The following is a 15814-nucleotide window of genomic DNA, read 5'->3' as shown; positions in this document are numbered from 1 at the left end:
CCGCACCGCCGAAGCGGCGCACCCCGCCGTGGGCGCCGCCACCTCGCTGCTGGACGCGTACACCCCCGGCGCGCGCTTCCTCGCCACGCCGACGCGGACCCTGCTGTCCGACGGTCCCGCGCGTGAAGTCCCGCACGGCGAAGCTCCGTTGAGCGAACGCGTCGCCGAGACGCTGGCCGCCGCGCGGCGCGACGGGCAGCCCCGCCCGGTCGTCATCGGCGCGGTGCCTTTCGACCAGAACGCGCCCGCGGCGCTCGCCGTACCGGAGTTCGTCCAGGACGCGCCGCCGCTCGCCACCGACCCGCTGATCGCGCTGCCCGCGGACCTGCCCGCGGCCACCGAGTGGGACGTACGGCCGGTTCCGGAGCCCGAGGTGTACGGGGCGGGGGTCGCCGCCGTCGTGGACCGCATGTGGCGCGGCGAGTTCAGCAAGGTGGTGCTGGCGCGGACGCTGGAGCTCACGGCTGACGCCCCGCTCGACCTGCCGGTGATGCTCCAGCGGCTGGCGCGGCGCGACCCGTCCGGGTACACGTTCGCACTGCCCACCGGGGTCGAGGCGGACGGGGCCGTGCGGACCGGGGCCGGGCGGACCCTTCTCGGGGCCAGCCCCGAACTCCTCGTCTCGCGGCGCGGCAACAAGGTCGTGGCGAACCCGCTGGCCGGATCGACGCCGCGCAGCGAGGACCTCGCCGAGGACGTCCGGCGGGCGGCGGCGCTGCTCGCCTCCGCCAAGGATCTGCACGAGCACGCGGTGGTGGTGGACGCGGTGCACGGAGCGCTCGCGCCGTACTGCGTGACGCTGGACGTTCCGGCGAAGCCGACGCTGATACGTACGGCCACCATGTGGCACCTGTCCACGACGGTCACCGGCATCCTCCCCGAGGAGGGGGCGGCGTCCGCGCTGGAGCTGGCTTCGGCGCTGCACCCGACGCCCGCGGTGTGCGGGACGCCGACGCTGACGGCACGTCAGGTCATCGCAGAGACCGAGCCGTTCGACCGGGGGTTCTTCACCGGGATGATCGGGTGGGGGGACGCGGACGGCGACGGCGAGTGGGTCGTGACCATCCGGTGCGCGGAGGCGGAGGAGCGGACGCTGCGGCTGTATGCGGGGGCGGGGGTCGTCGCCGCTTCCGAGCCGGAGGCGGAGACGGCGGAGACGGGCGCCAAGTTCCGCACGTTCCTGCACGCGGTGGGGGCTGACTAGGGGGCGGGTGGGTGTGGCTGGGGCTACTGCCGGGGGCTCCGCCCCCGGGCCCCCCGGCCCGCCTTCGGCGGGATGCGCAGTTCCCCGCGCCCCTCTACCCCCCGGACCCACGGGAGTCTCCGGGAGAGCTCCCGTGCCGGGTCCGCCGTGGCGGCGACGGGCCCACCCTGCGGCGTCACCGCACCGCACGCCCCGCCACGCGGGCCCTGCGGTGTGGTGATGCCGCGCCCGGCACCCCATCGCCCCTACCGTGACCGTTATGAACGCATCTGATATGGGTTCCGACCGACTGAACGCCCTCGCCGCCCTCAGCCAGAGCACGGACGCCAACCGCGCCGAGCTCATCGAACGCGCCTGGCGCACCGGCACCCGCAACGTCGTCGAGCTGGCCTCCGTCTCGGGCGCCGACCGCGACGCCGTCTACGCCGACCTCACCGCCCGCGGCATCGACTGGCGCGACCCCGACGCCGTACCCGCACAGCGCCCCGAGCGGGTCGGCGCGGAGGCCGTCGAGCCGGTGGCGCGGCAGGCCGAGGACGCGTTCGGCCCGTTGGTCCAGGACACCCACGACCCGGGCCCGCTCACCACCGTCTGCTGGCAGCTCGCCATCGCGTACCGCTCCATCGCCGCCCTCCTCCTCGACGAACTCGCCGACGCGGACCGCGAGGAGACCGCCGAGGAACTCTCCGACCGGCTCCAGATCGCCCTGCACCACTCCCACGTCTACCGAGCCTCCCGCAGCACCGCCCGCCGTCTCGGCGCGCAGACCGGCCGTACCGACGCCGAGATCGCCTTCCTCCAGCCGCTGCCCACCGGCGCGACGATCACTCTCACCCTCCAGAACGGCGAAACACTCTCCGCCCGCATCGGCAGCGAGGAAGGCACAGGGCTGACCACCCTCACCTCCGACAACCCTCTCCTGGACACCACCCTGGAGGCCCACGACCACCTCGAACTGCACACCGCGCTCGACACCGTGGCCCAGGTCCTCACCCGTCATCTCTGACACCCGTCATCTCTGACACCCGTCACCTCTGACACCTGTAACCTCCGACCCGTACGAGTCGGCAGACCAGCGCGGCCAGGACCTGGAACCCGGCGGCGGCCAGCAGCGCCGCCGGGACGGACCGCGCGGCGAGCGGCCCGGCGAGGGCCGCGCCGAGCGCGAAGCCGGTGATCTTGAGGCTCGCCCCGGTCGTGAACACCTGGCCGCGCAGCCGCTCCGGCGCCTCCCGATGACGTATCGCGAACAACGCGGTGAGCTGCGGCCCCACCGCACACCCGGTCAGCGCCGCCCCCACGAGGACGAGTACCGGCCGCGTGGTCGCCGCGAGCAGCATCGCCACCGCCAGCAGCGCCGTGCACGGACCGAGTGCCGCGTCGGGGCGTACGAGAAGAGGACTGCGGGCGAGCACCGCGTTCGCGGCCAACGCGCCGGTGGCGGAGACACTCAGCAGCAGCGCCCCGTGGTGCGCGCCACCGAGCGACAGGGCCCCGAGCAGCGGCGTCACCGCGACGAAAACTCCCTCACCCGCACAGGACAGTACGGACGCGACCGTCGCACGGGCCAGAGCCCGGCTGCGTATGAGGACCCGGAATCCGGCCGCGACCCCTGAGCTGACGGACTCCCGCGCCTCCCGCTCCCGCACCCGATCCCGCTCCCCGGGGGTCCGCAGCCGCCACGCCACCGGGAGCGCCGCAGCGATCAGCGCCGCCGACACCGCCACCCCGGCCCGCGCCCCGGCCAGCGCCGCGACCCCGCCCGCCAGCGCGGGCCCCGCCAGGCTCGCCGCGTCGAACGTCATGGCGTCCAGTGCGTTCGCCCGAGGTAGGTCGGACTCCCGTACAGCATGGGGGAGTTGGGACGTCCAGCCGCCCGACAACGCCGGGCCGAGCAGCCCCGCCCCGACCGCGACGACCAACGCGACACCCACCGGCGCCCGGCCCAGTGCCAGCAGCATCACGATCAGGGCCGCCGCGTAGAGCGCGAGCGCCCCGGCGAGCAGGCGGCCGGGGCGGCGGGCCCGGTCGAGCAGCGCACCGAACAGCGGGCCTCCCAGCGCCGCCGCCACCGTCAGCGCCGCGAGGAGCGAGGAGGCCGACGACGCCGAACCCGTGACGGCGAGGGCGAGCAGCAGGAGGGCGGGGCCCGACATCTCGTCCCCGGTGCGGGCGAGGGCCGCCCCGGTCACGTAGAGCCCCTGTGCGGATGGCTTCGGCATGCCGAGCACGTTAGGCACGTAACGCAAAGGTGCGCTAGTTGCGTTACATTCAGCGGATGCTGTCCCTGCGCACCGCCCGACGGACCGTGGCCCTGATCAACGTCCTGTGTGAACGGGAGGAGGATGCCTCGGCCCTCACCTTCGTCAGTGAACTACTTCTCGAACACGGGGAGTTGAGCCCCCTCGACCTCACCGTCGCCGACCTCGCCGACCTGCGGGCCGCCGCCCTCCAGCTGCGCGAGGTCTTCGCCGCCACGGACGCCGACACCGCCGCCGCCACCCTCAACGGCCTGCTGAGCGGTGCCCCGGGACGGCTGCGCCTCACCTCGCACGACGGCGCCAGCGGCTGGCACCCGCACCTGGACAGTGACGACGAAGCGCCGTGGGGCGAATGGTTCCTGGCCTCCTCCACCCTCGCCCTCACCGTGCTGCTCTGGGACCGGCAGGAACCCCCGGGCGGCCTCTGCGCCTCCCCGCCCTGCCCGCATGTCTACCTCGCCCACGGCAGCGGGCCCGAACGCCGCTACTGCTCGCGGCGCTGCGCGACGAGGGAGCGCGTGGCTGCGCACCGCAGAGCGCGGGAACCCGAACGGGGCTGACGCCCCCCTCCGTACATGCGGACATGCGTAATTCTTCTCGTCATTCCGTACGCTCCCGTTGACCGCACGCCCCAGCGGAGTAGTTTCCGAATTCAGCGAGCAGCACTCCGAAAGCAGCAGGCCGGCACCCACAGGGGGAAGTCATGGCCAAAGAATCAGTTGCGCCCTTTGCGGGAATAGCCGCCGTCCAGCCGACCAAGACCGGCGAGAGCAGCCCAGGACTCGAACTCGTACAGAATTTCCTCGTACGGTTCGGATACCTCGAAGAGGCCGCCTACCAGCCCGAAGAGCTGGACGAGCAAACGTCCGCCGCGCTTCAGAAGTACCAGAGCTTCAACAACGTCACGCCAACGGGGATCTTCGACGATTCCACCCAGCAGGCCATGACGCAAGCACGCTGCGCCCTGCCCGACCTCGATCACGGAATCGACTTCGCGACCCAGTGCTCCTGGAAGAAATGGAGCCTGAAATTCGCCCTCGACACCGGAACCGCGGACTGCGCCGACGAATTCATCGCCGTACGGAACGCATTCCGCTCCTGGTCCGCGGTCGTGCCGCTGATCTTCGCCGAGGTCTCCACCGTCTCCGCGCCCGACATCCGGGTCGGCTGGCGACCGGCGAACGACCCCGACCACAGCATGGTCGGCGGCGTCCTCGCCCACGCGGACTTCCCGCCGGGCTGCTCCGTCGTCACCAACTCCCTCCCCAAACCCGTCCACTTCGACGACACCGAACACCTGTGGACGATCGGCGCGGTCCCGGGCGGCTTCGACGTCGAGACCGTCGCCCTGCACGAAATCGGCCACATCATCGGCCTCGGCCACTCCAGCGTGGCGGGCTCGGTCATGTTCCCGACCGTCTCCGCCAACTTCACCAAACGCGCCCTCACCGCCGACGACATCAACGGCGCGCGCGCCCTCTACCCGCACCAGGCGGACTGGCGCTGGTGCAGCAAGTGCGAGGGCATGTTCTTCGGCGGCAACGCGAACCCGGTCTGTCCTGCGGGCGGCGGCCACACCAAGGCGGGCAGCGGCAACTACGTACTCGCCCACAACATGGCCGTCACCCCCGGCTGGCAGCGCGACTGGCGCTGGTGCCGCAAGTGCCAGGGCCTGCACTTCGGCGGCAACCCCGGCCCGGTCTGCCCGTCCGGCGGCGCGCACGACAAGACCGGCAGCGGCAACTACAGCCTCCCGTTCTCGGCGGGCAACCCGCCCGGCCAACAGGACAACTGGCGCTGGTGCCGCAAGTGCCAGGGTCTGGCCTACGGCGGCCACGCAACGTCGGGCGTCTGCCCGGCGGGCGGCAGCCACGACAAGACGGGCAGCGGCAACTACAGCATCGCCCACCGCTGACCATCGCCCACCGCTGATTCCGCCCCGAACCGAGGGGCGCGGCACGCAGCTTCACGTGGAGGAAGTTTCGTCCGTCCGGCGGCATGCCGGTCGGAGGTGGAATTGACCGGAGGCGGAATTAATCGGTGGTGCGCTGCCGGGGAGCGTGGTTATGGTTCACCTCGTTCCTCCGGCGGCGCTCTCCGCTGCCGGGTTGTTCCGTCGTAGCAAGGCAGGAGGTGGGCCCGATGGCTGCCGTCGTCGTCATGGGTGCCGCGCGCACTCACAGGCTCGTCCGCTCCACCACCTCCGTGGCCTCCGGCTGACCACCACTCTTTCCGCGTCCGTGAACGCGGTGCCGGGGCCATCCCTGTGAAGGGTCCCACCTTGTCTTTTTCTTCTTCTCCGCAGGCTTCCGCCACTTCCGCGCACCCGCTTTCGCCGTACGGCTGGGACGCGCAGTGGGAAGCCGAGTTCGCTCCGTACGCCGAGCAGGGGCTGCTGCCCGGGCGTGTCGTACGAGTGGACCGTGGGCAGGCCGACGTCGTCACCACCGACGGTCTGATCCGCGCCGACACCGCTCTGGTCACCCCGCACGACCCACTGCGGATCATCTGCACCGGCGACTGGGCCGCGGTCGAACCCGCCGGTGACCCGCAGCTCATCCGTGCGCTGCTGCCGCGCAGGACCGCGTTCGTGCGGTCCACCTCCTCCCAGCGGTCCGAGGGGCAGATCCTCGCGGCCAACGTCGATCACGCGATCATCGCGGTCTCGCTCGCCGTCGAGCTGGACCTCGGGCGTATCGAACGCTTCCTCGCCCTGGCGTGGGAGTCGGGGGCGCGGCCCCTCGTCGTCCTCACCAAGGCGGACCTCGTCCCGGACGCCACCGGGCTCTCGTACCTCGTCGAGGACGTCGAGACCACGGCGCCCGGCGTCCAGGTGCTGCCCGTCAGCTCCGCCACCGGGGTGGGCGTGGACGTTCTCGGCGCCGTCGTCGCCGGGGGTACGAGTGTGCTGCTCGGGGTGTCCGGGGCGGGCAAGTCCACCCTCGCCAACACCCTCCTGGGCAGGGACGTGATGGAGGTGCAGGCCGCCCGTGACGTCGACGGCAAGGGGCGGCACACCACCACCACCCGCAACCTGCTCGCGCTGCCGGGCGGGGGAGTCCTCATCGACACCCCCGGGCTGCGCGGCGTCGGGCTGTGGGACTCCGAGGCCGGGGTCGGCCAGGTCTTCTCGGAGATCCGGGAGCTGGCCGACGACTGCCGGTTCCACGACTGCGGGCACGAGTCCGAGCCGGGCTGTGCCGTGCGCACGGCCATCGAGGACGGGTCGCTGCCCGAGCGGCGGCTGGAGAGCTGGCGCAAGCTGATGCGCGAGAACCAGCGCATCGTCGCCAAGACCGACGCCCGGGTGCGCAAGGAGATGCTGCGCAACTGGAAGCAGATGGGCGCCGAGGGCCGGACCAACGGGGCCATCAAGCGCGGGCAGCGCGTCCGCTAGTCGGTGGGTCGGCTAGTCGGTGAGTCGGCTAGTCGGTGGGTCGGCGCTTCCGGAGGTGTGAGGCGGCCCTGTCATCGGTCCCGGACTCCCTGTCCGAATCCCGCGAGTCCGGGGCCGGTGGACGGCGCACACTGGAGGGCATGAGCGCCGACGACGACACCCGCTACGAGGCCGTGAGCAGCCGCGACGCCCGTTTCGACGGGGTCTTCTTCTTCGCCGTGACGAGTACCGGCATCTACTGCCGACCGAGCTGCCCGGCCGTCACCCCGAAGCGTGCGAACGTCCGCTTCTTCCCCACGGCCGCCGCCGCCCAGGGCAACGGCTTCCGGGCCTGCCGCCGCTGCCGTCCGGACGCGGTGCCGGGTTCCCCCGACTGGAACGTGCGGGCGGACGCGGTGGGGCGGGCGATGCGGCTGATCGCGGACGGGGTGGTCGACCGCGAGGGCGTGCCCGGCCTGGCCGGACGCCTCGGCTACAGCGTCCGCCAGGTCCAGCGCCAGCTCACCGCGGAACTGGGCGCGGGCCCGATCGCCCTGGCCCGCGCGCAGCGCGCCCACACCGCACGCGTCCTCCTTCAGACGACCCCGCTGCCCGTCACGGACATCGCCTTCGCCTCGGGCTTCGCGAGCGTCCGCCAGTTCAACGACACCATCCGCACGATCTACGCCCGCACCCCCACCACTCTCCGCACCGAACCCGCCACCCGCCTCGCGCCCTCCGGCCCGGCCACCCCGCCCGCCCCGGCCCGCACCGCGAGCGGAGCCCCCCTCGCCGCCGGTATCCCCCTCCGCCTCGCCTACCGAGGCCCCTACGCCGCCCGCGAGACCTTCGACCTCCTCGAAGCGGAGTCGGTCCCCCGCGTCGAAGAGGTGCTGGGCACCCCCGGCAACCGCACCTACCGCCGCACCCTCCGCCTCCCCCACGGCACCGGCACCGTCTCCGTCGACGAGGCCCCCCACCCCGGCTGGCTCGACGCCCGCATCACCCTTTCCGACCTCCGCGACCTCACCACCGCCGTCCAGCGGGTCCGCCGCCTGTTCGACCTCGACTCGGATCCGTACGCCGTCGACGAGCGCCTCGGTACCGACCCTCGCCTCACCCACCTCGTCGAGGCCCGCCCCGGCCTCCGTTCGCCCGGCACCGCCGACCCCGACGAGTGCGCGATACGGCTCCGGGTCGGCCGGGACCGCGCCGCCGAGCTGGTCGAGTCGTACGGCACCCCGCACCCCAACCCCTGCGGCACCCTCGACCTGCTCTTCCCGACCCCAGGCGCCCTGACCGGGGAGCCCGACGCCGGGCCACTGGCCACCGCGCTCGCGCTCGGTACCGTACGCTTGGACCCCGGGGCCGACCGGGAGGAGACGGCCCGCGCGCTCGCCGCACTGCCGGACCTGGACACCCGGAGTGCGGCACTGATCCGCATGCGTGCCCTGGGCGACCCGGACGTGGCGCTCCCCGAAGGACCGGACGACGAGACCTGGCGGCCCTGGCGCTCGTACGCCACCCGGCACCTGGCCCTGAACCCCGGCCGCCTCGCCCCCCACACGGCCCGCACCAGCACCGTGACCTCGACGCCAAGGCCCCCGTGCGGTCAGTCCTCGCCCAAGTAAGCCTTGCGCACCGACGCGTCGTGCAGCAGCCGCTCGCCCGTCCCCGACAGGACGACCTTCCCGATCTCCATGACGTGCCCGTGGTCGGCGAGCGAGAGCGCGGCCTGCGCGTTCTGCTCGACGAGCAGGATCGTCGTACCCGTCGACCTGAGCTCCGCGATCGTCGCCATGATCTTCTGCATCATGATCGGGGAGAGGCCCATCGACGGCTCGTCGAGCATCAGCAGCTTGGGCCGGGACATCAGCGCCCGTCCCATCGCCAGCATCTGCTGCTCACCGCCGGAGAGGGTGCCCGCCGCCTGCTTCCGTCGTTCGCCCAGGATGGGGAAGAGGTCGTAGGCCCGTTGGATGTCCTTCTCGATGCCCGCCTTGTCGTTGCGCAGAAACGCTCCGAGCTGGAGATTCTCGGTGATGGTGAGGCGCGGGAAGATGTGCCGTCCCTCGGGGGAGTGGGCGAGCCCGAGCGACACGATTCTGTGCGCGGGGATCCCCGACAGCGGCTTCCCGTCGAAGACCACCTGCCCGCCGGACGGCTTCAGGAGCCCCGAGAGGGTGCGCAGGGTGGTCGTCTTGCCCGCACCGTTCGTGCCGATCAGCGTGACGACCTGGCCCTCGTCCACCCGGAACGAGATCCCCTTCACGGCCTCGATCTTGCCGTACGAGACGCGGAGGTCCTCGACCTCCAGCAGCGCGCTCACGCGGTGGCCCCTTCCGTTTCCGTGGTGCCCAGGTAGGCGGCGACGACGCGTTCGTCGCCCCGTACGACATCCGCCGTGCCCTCGACCAGCTTCTCGCCGCGGACCAGACAGGCGACCCGGTCGCAGAGGTTGAAGATGAAGCGCATGTCGTGCTCGATGACGAGGACGGCGACGCCCGTGTCCCGGATCGCGAACACCAACTCCTCGGTGGTGCGCGTCTCCTGGGGGTTCATCCCCGCCGTCGGTTCGTCGAGGAGCAGCAGTCCCGGGTCGCTCGCGAGGGCGCGGGCGATCTCCAGCTTGCGCTGGTCGCCGTAGGGGAGATTGTGGGCGAGGTGGTCGGCCTTCGCGGCAAGACCGGTGAAGTGCAGGAGTTCCAGGGCGCGTTCGTGTGACTCGGCCTCCGCCCGCCGAAATCCCGGACCTCGTACGAGAGCCGACAGCAGGCCCTCCTTGGTGCGGGTGTGGCGGCCCACGAGGACGTTCTCCAGGACGGTCATGTGGGCGAAGAGCCGGATGTTCTGGAAGGTGCGGGCGATGCCCGCCTTCGTGACCAGGTGGGGCTTGGGCGGCAGGACGGTGCCCCGGTAGCGGACCGTGCCCCGGGTCGGGACGTACAGGCCGGTCAGACAGTTGAAGAAGGTGGTCTTGCCCGCGCCGTTCGGCCCGATCAGGCCGACGATCTCCCCGTTGCCGACCCTCAGGTCCACCCCGCGCACGGCGGTCAGCCCGCCGAAGCGCATGGTGACGCCGGTCGCGTCGAGTACGTACTGGTCGCTCGTGCCGCTCATGCGTGCGCTCCCGCCGCGTCGTGGTTCATGCGCTTCCTGCGGTCCGCGACGAGCCCGTCCGGCCGGAACCGCATCAGCAGGATCAGCGCGATGCCGAACGCCATCAGCTGGTAGTCCTGCATGAATTGGAGCTTCATCGGGATGAGGTAGAGGAGCGCCGCCCCGATCAGCGGCCCCGCCACCGTGCCGGTGCCTCCGAGGACGACCGCGGCGAGCAGGAAGGCGGAGTTGGGCGGCACCGCGCCCGCGAACTGGTACGGGTCGGGCACCACCGCGTACGACACGTGTGCCTGCACCGTTCCCGCGACTCCGGCCAGCGCCGCGCCCAGCGCGAACGCGACCAGCTTCAGCTTGAAGCTGTTGATGCCCATCGCGGTCGCCGCCGTCTCGTCCTCCCGGATAGCGATCCACGCCCGCCCGGTCCGCGACTCCCCGACGCGCTGGAAGACGACCACCACCAGGGCGGTGACCAGCAGCATCAGCAGGAAGTAGTTGGCGAAGCGGCCCAGCTCCACCCCGGCGACGACGTGGCTCGCGCCGAAGTCGAAGCCGAAGAGGGAGAGGTCGGGGATGTTGGGGATGCCGCCGGGGCCGCCCGTGATGTCGGGGCCCGAGACCCCGTCGAGGTTGTTGACGGCGATGCGGAAGATCTCGCCGAAGCCCAGCGTCACGATCGCCAGGTAGTCGCCCCGCACCCGCAGCGTCGGCGCACCGATGAGCAGGCCGAACAGCATCGACACGAAGCCGCCCGCCAATACGGCGGCCCAGAAGGGGAGTTGGAAGCCAAGAGCCGAAGCGGACGCCCCGGACACCAGGGCCGCCGTGTACGCGCCGACGCCGAGGAAGGCGACGTACCCGAGGTCGAGCAGCCCGGCGAGACCGACGACCACGTTCAGGCCGAGCGCCACCGTCGCGAAGATCAGGATGTTGACGCCCACCGACATGTACGTCTCGTCGGACCCGGTGAACGGGAACGCGACGGCCGCCACGAGCGCCGCCCCGGCCGCCGCTGTACGGTGCCGGGCCGTCAGCCCCGTCAACCGCGCGAGCAGCCCCGCCCTGGCGAGCCCGGCCGCCGCGAAACCGGCCGTGATCAGGAACCCGGCGAACAGCTCGCCCTCCGTCCCGATGCCGTACGTGAAGACCAGCAGCCCGACCCCGGCGGCCGCGACGATCAGCAACAGCTCCACCCAGGAGGGCAGTTGACGCCAGGTGTCGAGCTGCCGTCTGTCCGGCGGCAGCAGGAACGCCCCCACCACCGGCACCGCCGAAGCGACCGCCGCGAACCAGCCGCCGGGCACCACGTTCACCGCCCCGCCCAGCGTCCAGGAGATCGCCCCGACCGTGAACCACGTGACGGCGAGACCACCCAGCGCGAACAGCCGCAGCGCCGCCGTCGCCCCGGCGGGCACCGCCCACCGGAAGCCCCTGATCCCGTACGCGCCGAGCGCACCCAGCACCGTCAGCAGCCCGGACACCAGCGTGAGCACCTGGAGCCCGCCCGGCCATCCGTCGACCGTGAGGTCGCCGGGGAACTCCCGCGTCCACGTCCACGCCACGAAAGCGGAACCGGAGGTGAGCACGGAGCCGAGCGCGGTCAGGGCGCGGCCCAGCGACACCGGCCGCACGGGGGAAGCCTCCGCCGCGACGGCGGTCGCCGGGGTCGCCGGGGTCGTCCTGGTCAGTCCGGTCACCGTGTCCATCCCCTTCACGCCCTGTCCGCCGTGAGCTTGCTGAACAGGCCCTGCGGCCGGATCAGCAGCACCACGATCAGCAGCACGAACGCCCACACGTTCGCCCACGCCCCACCTCCGAACAGCTCAAGCCCCGGCAGGTACTTCACGTAACCGGAGGCCAGTGCCTCCGCCAGACCCAGTGCCAGGCCGCCCAGCATCGCGCCCTGGATCGAGCCGATGCCGCCCAGCACGGCCGCCGTGAACGCCTTCAGGCCGGTGATGAAGCCCATCCGGAAGTCCACCTGCCCGTACCGCAGCCCGTGCGCCACGGCCGCCAGCGCGGCGAAGGCCGCCCCGATGGCGAACGCGGTGACGATGATCCGGTCGGTGTTGATGCCCATCAGCCGCGAGGTGTCCGGGTCCTGCGCGGTGGCCTGCATGGCGCGTCCGGTGCGGGTGCCGCGGACGAACCACATCAGCGCCAGCATGGACAGGACGGCCGCCACCACCAGGAAGACGTCCCCCGTCTGGATGGTGACCGGCCCCAACGCGTAGGGACCGCCCGGCAGATGAGGGAAGGTGCGGGCCTGCTTGGCGTCCGGGTACCAGGCCCACACCATCTGCTGGATGGCGATCGACAGGCCGATCGCCGTGATCAGCGGGGCCAGCCGGGACGAGCCGCGCAGCGGCCGGTAGGCGAGGCGTTCCGCGAGGACCGCCACGGACGTCGACACCAGTACGGCGGCGAGCAGCATCACCGGCAGTGCCAGCCACAACGACACACCGCTCGGCAGCATCAGGAACGCGGTGAGGGCGCCGAAGCCCCCGGTCATGAAGACCTCGCCGTGGGCGAAGTTGATGAGCTGGACGATGCCGTAGACCATCGTGTAGCCGATGGCGATCAGCCCGTACATCGAGCCGAGCAGAAGGCCGTTGGCCAGCGTTTGCGGCAGTTCGTGCACTGCAACGCCTCCGTGGGAGAAGGGGACTGGGCTGAAGGGGGGCGCTACTTGGCTGTGAACGTGCCGCTGGTGACCGGCGTCCATGCGCCGTCCTTCACCTGATTGACCGTCAACTGCCGGTTGGTGGTGTCCCCGAACGCGTCGAAGGAGACCTTGCCGGTCACCCCCGCGAAGGAGACTTTCTGGACCGCCTCGGTGACCCTGGCGCGGGCGTCCTTCGGCAGCTTGCCGCCGTTCGCCCCGGCGACCGCCTTCACGGCCTCGATCAGGGTGGTCGCCGAGTCGTGCGCGTAGCCGCCGTAGGCCCCGTACGGTTCGGCGAACTTCGCCGCCCGGTAGGCCGTGGCGAAGGTCTTGCCCGCCGCACCCGATTCGAGGGGCGCGCCGACCGTCGTGCAGTAGTCGCCGGTCGCGCCGCCGCCCGCGAGCTTCACGAAGTTGGCGTCCGAGATGCCGTCGCCGCCGACCAGCGGAACCTTCACCCCGGCCTTCTTCAGCTGCCCCGTCAGCGGGCCCGCGTCCGGGTACTCGCCGCCGTAGTAGACGAACTGGGCGCCCGAGTTGCGCACCTTGTTGATCACCGAGGAGAAGTCCTTCTCGCCGGAGTTGATCTGGTCGGTGTCGACGACCTTCCCGCCGCGCTTCTTGAACTCGGCGGTGAAGGTGGCCGCCAGCCCCGCCCCGTACGCCTTCTTGTCGTCGACGACGAAGACCTTCGTCAGCCCCAGGGTGTCGTGCATGTGCTGGGCCGCGAACGGGCCCTGCACCGCGTCTGTGGTGGCGGTGCGGAAGTACGTCGTGAAGCGGCGCTCCTTCTTGCCCGTGGCCCAGCTGTCGCCCTGGGTGAGGCCGGGGCTGGTGGTCGCCGGGGACACCACGGCGAGCTTCGCCTGCTCGAAGATCATCTGCATGGACTTGGCGACGCCCGAGTTCAGCGGCCCGACCACTCCGAGCACCTGCTTGTCGCCGGTCAGCTTGGTCGCGTTCTGCTGGCCCGTGCCCGGCTGGCCCTGATCGTCCAGCGACTTCAGGACGAACGTCACACCGGGTACGGCCTTGTTCTTGTTGGCCTGGTCGACGGCGAGCTGCGCCGCGTTCTTCGCGCCGATGGCGAGGGCGGAAAGATCGCCGGTCAGCGGGCCGTCGAAGCCGATGGCGACGGTGGTCTCACCGCCGGACGCACCGCCCGCATCCGCGCCGCCGCTGGAACGGGTGCCGCAGGCGGAGACCAGGAGGGCGGCACAGACCGCCAGGGGTGGCAGGACAACGGAGCTTCTGCGCATGGGAGTTGGCCCTTCGTGGGAGAGGCTGGGGGAGGCGGGGGAGGGTCACGGCTGGCTGCTGCGGAACGGCTCGTCCGGTCGGCCGAGGTTCGGCTTGCCCAGCACCTTCGGAGCGGACAGGGCATAGATGCCGTGGTTGGTGAGCGCCCACGCGATGTTGCGGTCCCACTCGACGTACACGCCGTGCGTCTGGTTGCCGTACGCGTACTCGGGGGTGTCCTTGCCGTACGCCTTCGGCACGAAGTACGCCTCGATCTGCGGCTTCTGAGGCTTCGTTACGTCGAAGAACTGGACGCCCGCGTTGTAGAACCCGTAGCTCAGGACGCCCGCGTCGTGGCTGCCCGGGTTGGTGTAGTAGCCGGTCCGCTTGGGGCCGAAGCTGCCGCGCCGCTGGCAGTAGTCGGTGAACCCGGACGCCTTCGGCGGCGTCGGGCGGGGGAGTCGTCCCACGATGCGCGGATTCGCCGGATCCTTGGCATCGACCTGGAAGATCTCCTTGTACGGCTCGTAACAGTCCTCGGTGAGCGGGTAGCCGGAGACGTACACCATCCCGGTCTTCTCGTACTGCGAGACGTCCACGTTGTCGCCCTCGGTGCCCGCCACCGACGGCGGCAGGTCCAGATGTCCGACCGTCCGCATCTTCGCCGGGTTCGAGATGTCGATCACGGTCAGCCCGAGACCGCCCTGCACGGCGAACGCGTAACGACCGCCCTGCTCGGGCGACTTGGGCACGAAGAGCGGCATCCGTGCGCCCATCCAGCTCGTCCGGTTCCCGCACCGGGGATTGTTCCGGTACGCGGCGGACTCGCCGGTGACCTGCCCCGGCAGGTGCCAGGTGTCCAGCAGTCTGGGGTGCGCCGGGTCGGACATGTCCCAGGACTGGTATCCGGCCGAGTGCAGGTTCGTCGGGTACTCGTTGTTCGCGTACGTGTCGTTGGGCGCCACCGCGAGGAACATGTACTTCCCGCCGGTCCAGTACGGCACGTCCAGCGACCCCGAACCCTGCTGCGGCGTGCCGAGGTCGCTCTTCAGCGGGTCGCGCTGCGTTGAGTCCGTCGAGACGGTGGCCAGCAGCTTCCAGTCCTTCTTGCGCGGCCCGTCCAGCCGGTAGACCTTGAAGCCCTTCAGGCCCTTCTTCGCGCGCAGCTTCGCGACGCCTTCCGGATTCCCGTACTTGTCGTGGCCCGGCTCGTCCGACAGCTCGCTGATCTGCCGCTTGTCCTCGAAACTCACCACCATCACATAGGCGCTCAGCTTCTTGTTCCACTGGATGGTGGACCCGCCCCAGTAGTCCCCGGCCTCCCAGTCCCGGCTCGCCCTCGACTCGTCGCCGCCGACGTCGGCGCGGGTCAGCTTCTCGACGACCCTCACCTTCTTCACGTCCGTGACGTCGTAGACGCGGGCCTCGGAGCGGTCGTACTGGAAGAGGTAGCGGCGGCCGTGGAAGTCCACGACGTTCTGCCAGGTGTGGAAGTAGTCCGGGGTGAAGTCCGCGCCCTCGTAAGCCGCTTCGACCTTCATGTTCTTGCTGTACGACGTCGTGTCGTACGCGGCGTTCCGACCGGGGAAGGGGTGCGGGTGCTCCTCGTCGAGCGGGGTGAGCGAGGGGTGCAGGAAGCTCCTGTCGAGCTGCATGCCGTACGACTTGGGGTCGACCGGCGCGGGGCGGCGGTCCTCGCAGGCGGTGGGGATGTTCGGGTCGGCGGGTGCGGCGGCGACCGCGTCCCCGGAGGTGGGGACGAGGAGCGTCGCGGTGACGGCAGCGGCGGCGGTCGCGGCCAGGGCGACCCTGACAGGGGTGGGGCGGGTACTGATGAGACGGGTGGGGCGGAGGAGACGCATCCGACGGTCCTTCCGGAAAGGCCAAGTGGTTACATATACGGAGGAAAGGGATGGTGCGAGCGTGCGGAGAGCCGGGGGAGAGGCACACGG

General features: G+C 71.3%; 13 protein-coding genes. 6 read left to right on the top strand and 7 right to left on the bottom strand.

Annotated features, from left to right (window positions below; all coding sequences use genetic code 11):
- The first annotated feature begins 28 nt into the window (after positions 1 to 28).
- Both dhbC and OG897_RS18350 read left to right on the top strand, forming a co-directional pair.
- On the top strand, positions 29 to 1204 hold the full coding sequence (gene dhbC, locus OG897_RS18355; protein ID WP_266660279.1) for an isochorismate synthase DhbC: 1176 nt from the start codon (positions 29 to 31) through the stop codon (positions 1202 to 1204).
- Between the two features lie 259 nt (positions 1205 to 1463).
- Positions 1464 to 2210 (top strand): hypothetical protein, encoded by a 747-nt coding sequence (locus OG897_RS18350; protein ID WP_266658145.1) that lies wholly within the window; start codon positions 1464 to 1466, stop codon positions 2208 to 2210.
- A gap of 22 nt (positions 2211 to 2232) precedes the next feature.
- On the opposite strand, the gene OG897_RS18345 is transcribed toward OG897_RS18350, so the two are convergent.
- Complete coding sequence (locus OG897_RS18345; RefSeq protein ID WP_266658143.1) at positions 2233 to 3426, bottom strand: MFS transporter; 1194 nt, start codon at positions 3424 to 3426, stop codon at positions 2233 to 2235.
- A gap of 56 nt (positions 3427 to 3482) precedes the next feature.
- Between OG897_RS18345 and OG897_RS18340 the strand changes: the two genes are divergently transcribed.
- From OG897_RS18340 to OG897_RS18325, 4 genes are all read left to right on the top strand, one after another.
- Positions 3483 to 4025, top strand: coding sequence for a CGNR zinc finger domain-containing protein (locus OG897_RS18340; RefSeq protein ID WP_266660277.1), 543 nt, complete (start codon positions 3483 to 3485; stop codon positions 4023 to 4025).
- A gap of 143 nt (positions 4026 to 4168) precedes the next feature.
- Entirely contained in the window at positions 4169 to 5380 is a 1212-nt protein-coding gene (locus tag OG897_RS18335) for a matrixin family metalloprotease (protein ID WP_266658141.1), read from the top strand.
- 366 nt (positions 5381 to 5746) lie between these two features.
- The gene (gene rsgA / locus OG897_RS18330) at positions 5747 to 6862 is read left to right on the top strand and encodes a ribosome small subunit-dependent GTPase A (protein WP_266658139.1); all 1116 of its coding nucleotides are present in this window, start codon (positions 5747 to 5749) and stop codon (positions 6860 to 6862) included.
- Between the two features lie 140 nt (positions 6863 to 7002).
- Positions 7003 to 8472: a DNA-3-methyladenine glycosylase 2 family protein gene (locus OG897_RS18325; RefSeq protein ID WP_266658137.1), complete on the top strand. Its 1470-nt coding sequence runs from the start codon at positions 7003 to 7005 to the stop codon at positions 8470 to 8472.
- Here the strand turns inward: OG897_RS18325 and OG897_RS18320 are convergent.
- From OG897_RS18320 to OG897_RS18295, 6 genes are all read right to left on the bottom strand, one after another.
- Complete coding sequence (locus OG897_RS18320) at positions 8454 to 9170, bottom strand: ABC transporter ATP-binding protein (protein WP_266658135.1); 717 nt, start codon at positions 9168 to 9170, stop codon at positions 8454 to 8456. The two genes, OG897_RS18325 and OG897_RS18320, sit on opposite strands and share 19 nt — an antisense overlap.
- Positions 9167 to 9961: an ABC transporter ATP-binding protein gene (locus OG897_RS18315; protein ID WP_266658134.1), complete on the bottom strand. Its 795-nt coding sequence runs from the start codon at positions 9959 to 9961 to the stop codon at positions 9167 to 9169. Before OG897_RS18315 ends, OG897_RS18320 begins: the two co-directional genes overlap by 4 nt.
- Entirely contained in the window at positions 9958 to 11589 is a 1632-nt protein-coding gene (locus OG897_RS18310; RefSeq protein WP_266660275.1) for a branched-chain amino acid ABC transporter permease, read from the bottom strand. Before OG897_RS18310 ends, OG897_RS18315 begins: the two co-directional genes overlap by 4 nt.
- A gap of 80 nt (positions 11590 to 11669) precedes the next feature.
- Positions 11670 to 12599, bottom strand: coding sequence for a branched-chain amino acid ABC transporter permease (locus OG897_RS18305; protein WP_266658133.1), 930 nt, complete (start codon positions 12597 to 12599; stop codon positions 11670 to 11672).
- A 44-nt stretch (positions 12600 to 12643) separates the two neighbouring features.
- A complete protein-coding gene (locus tag OG897_RS18300; RefSeq protein ID WP_266658132.1) occupies positions 12644 to 13882 on the bottom strand; it encodes a branched-chain amino acid ABC transporter substrate-binding protein in 1239 nt (412 codons plus the stop codon).
- 45 nt (positions 13883 to 13927) lie between these two features.
- Positions 13928 to 15724, bottom strand: coding sequence for a hypothetical protein (locus OG897_RS18295; protein WP_266658130.1), 1797 nt, complete (start codon positions 15722 to 15724; stop codon positions 13928 to 13930).
- Positions 15725 to 15814: the final 90 nt, after the last annotated feature.

Source organism: Streptomyces sp. NBC_00237 (genome assembly GCF_026342435.1).
Classification (GTDB): Bacteria; Actinomycetota; Actinomycetes; order Streptomycetales; family Streptomycetaceae; genus Streptomyces.
Note: the sequence above shows the minus strand (reverse complement) of the source record. Positions and strands in the feature narration are given on the sequence as shown.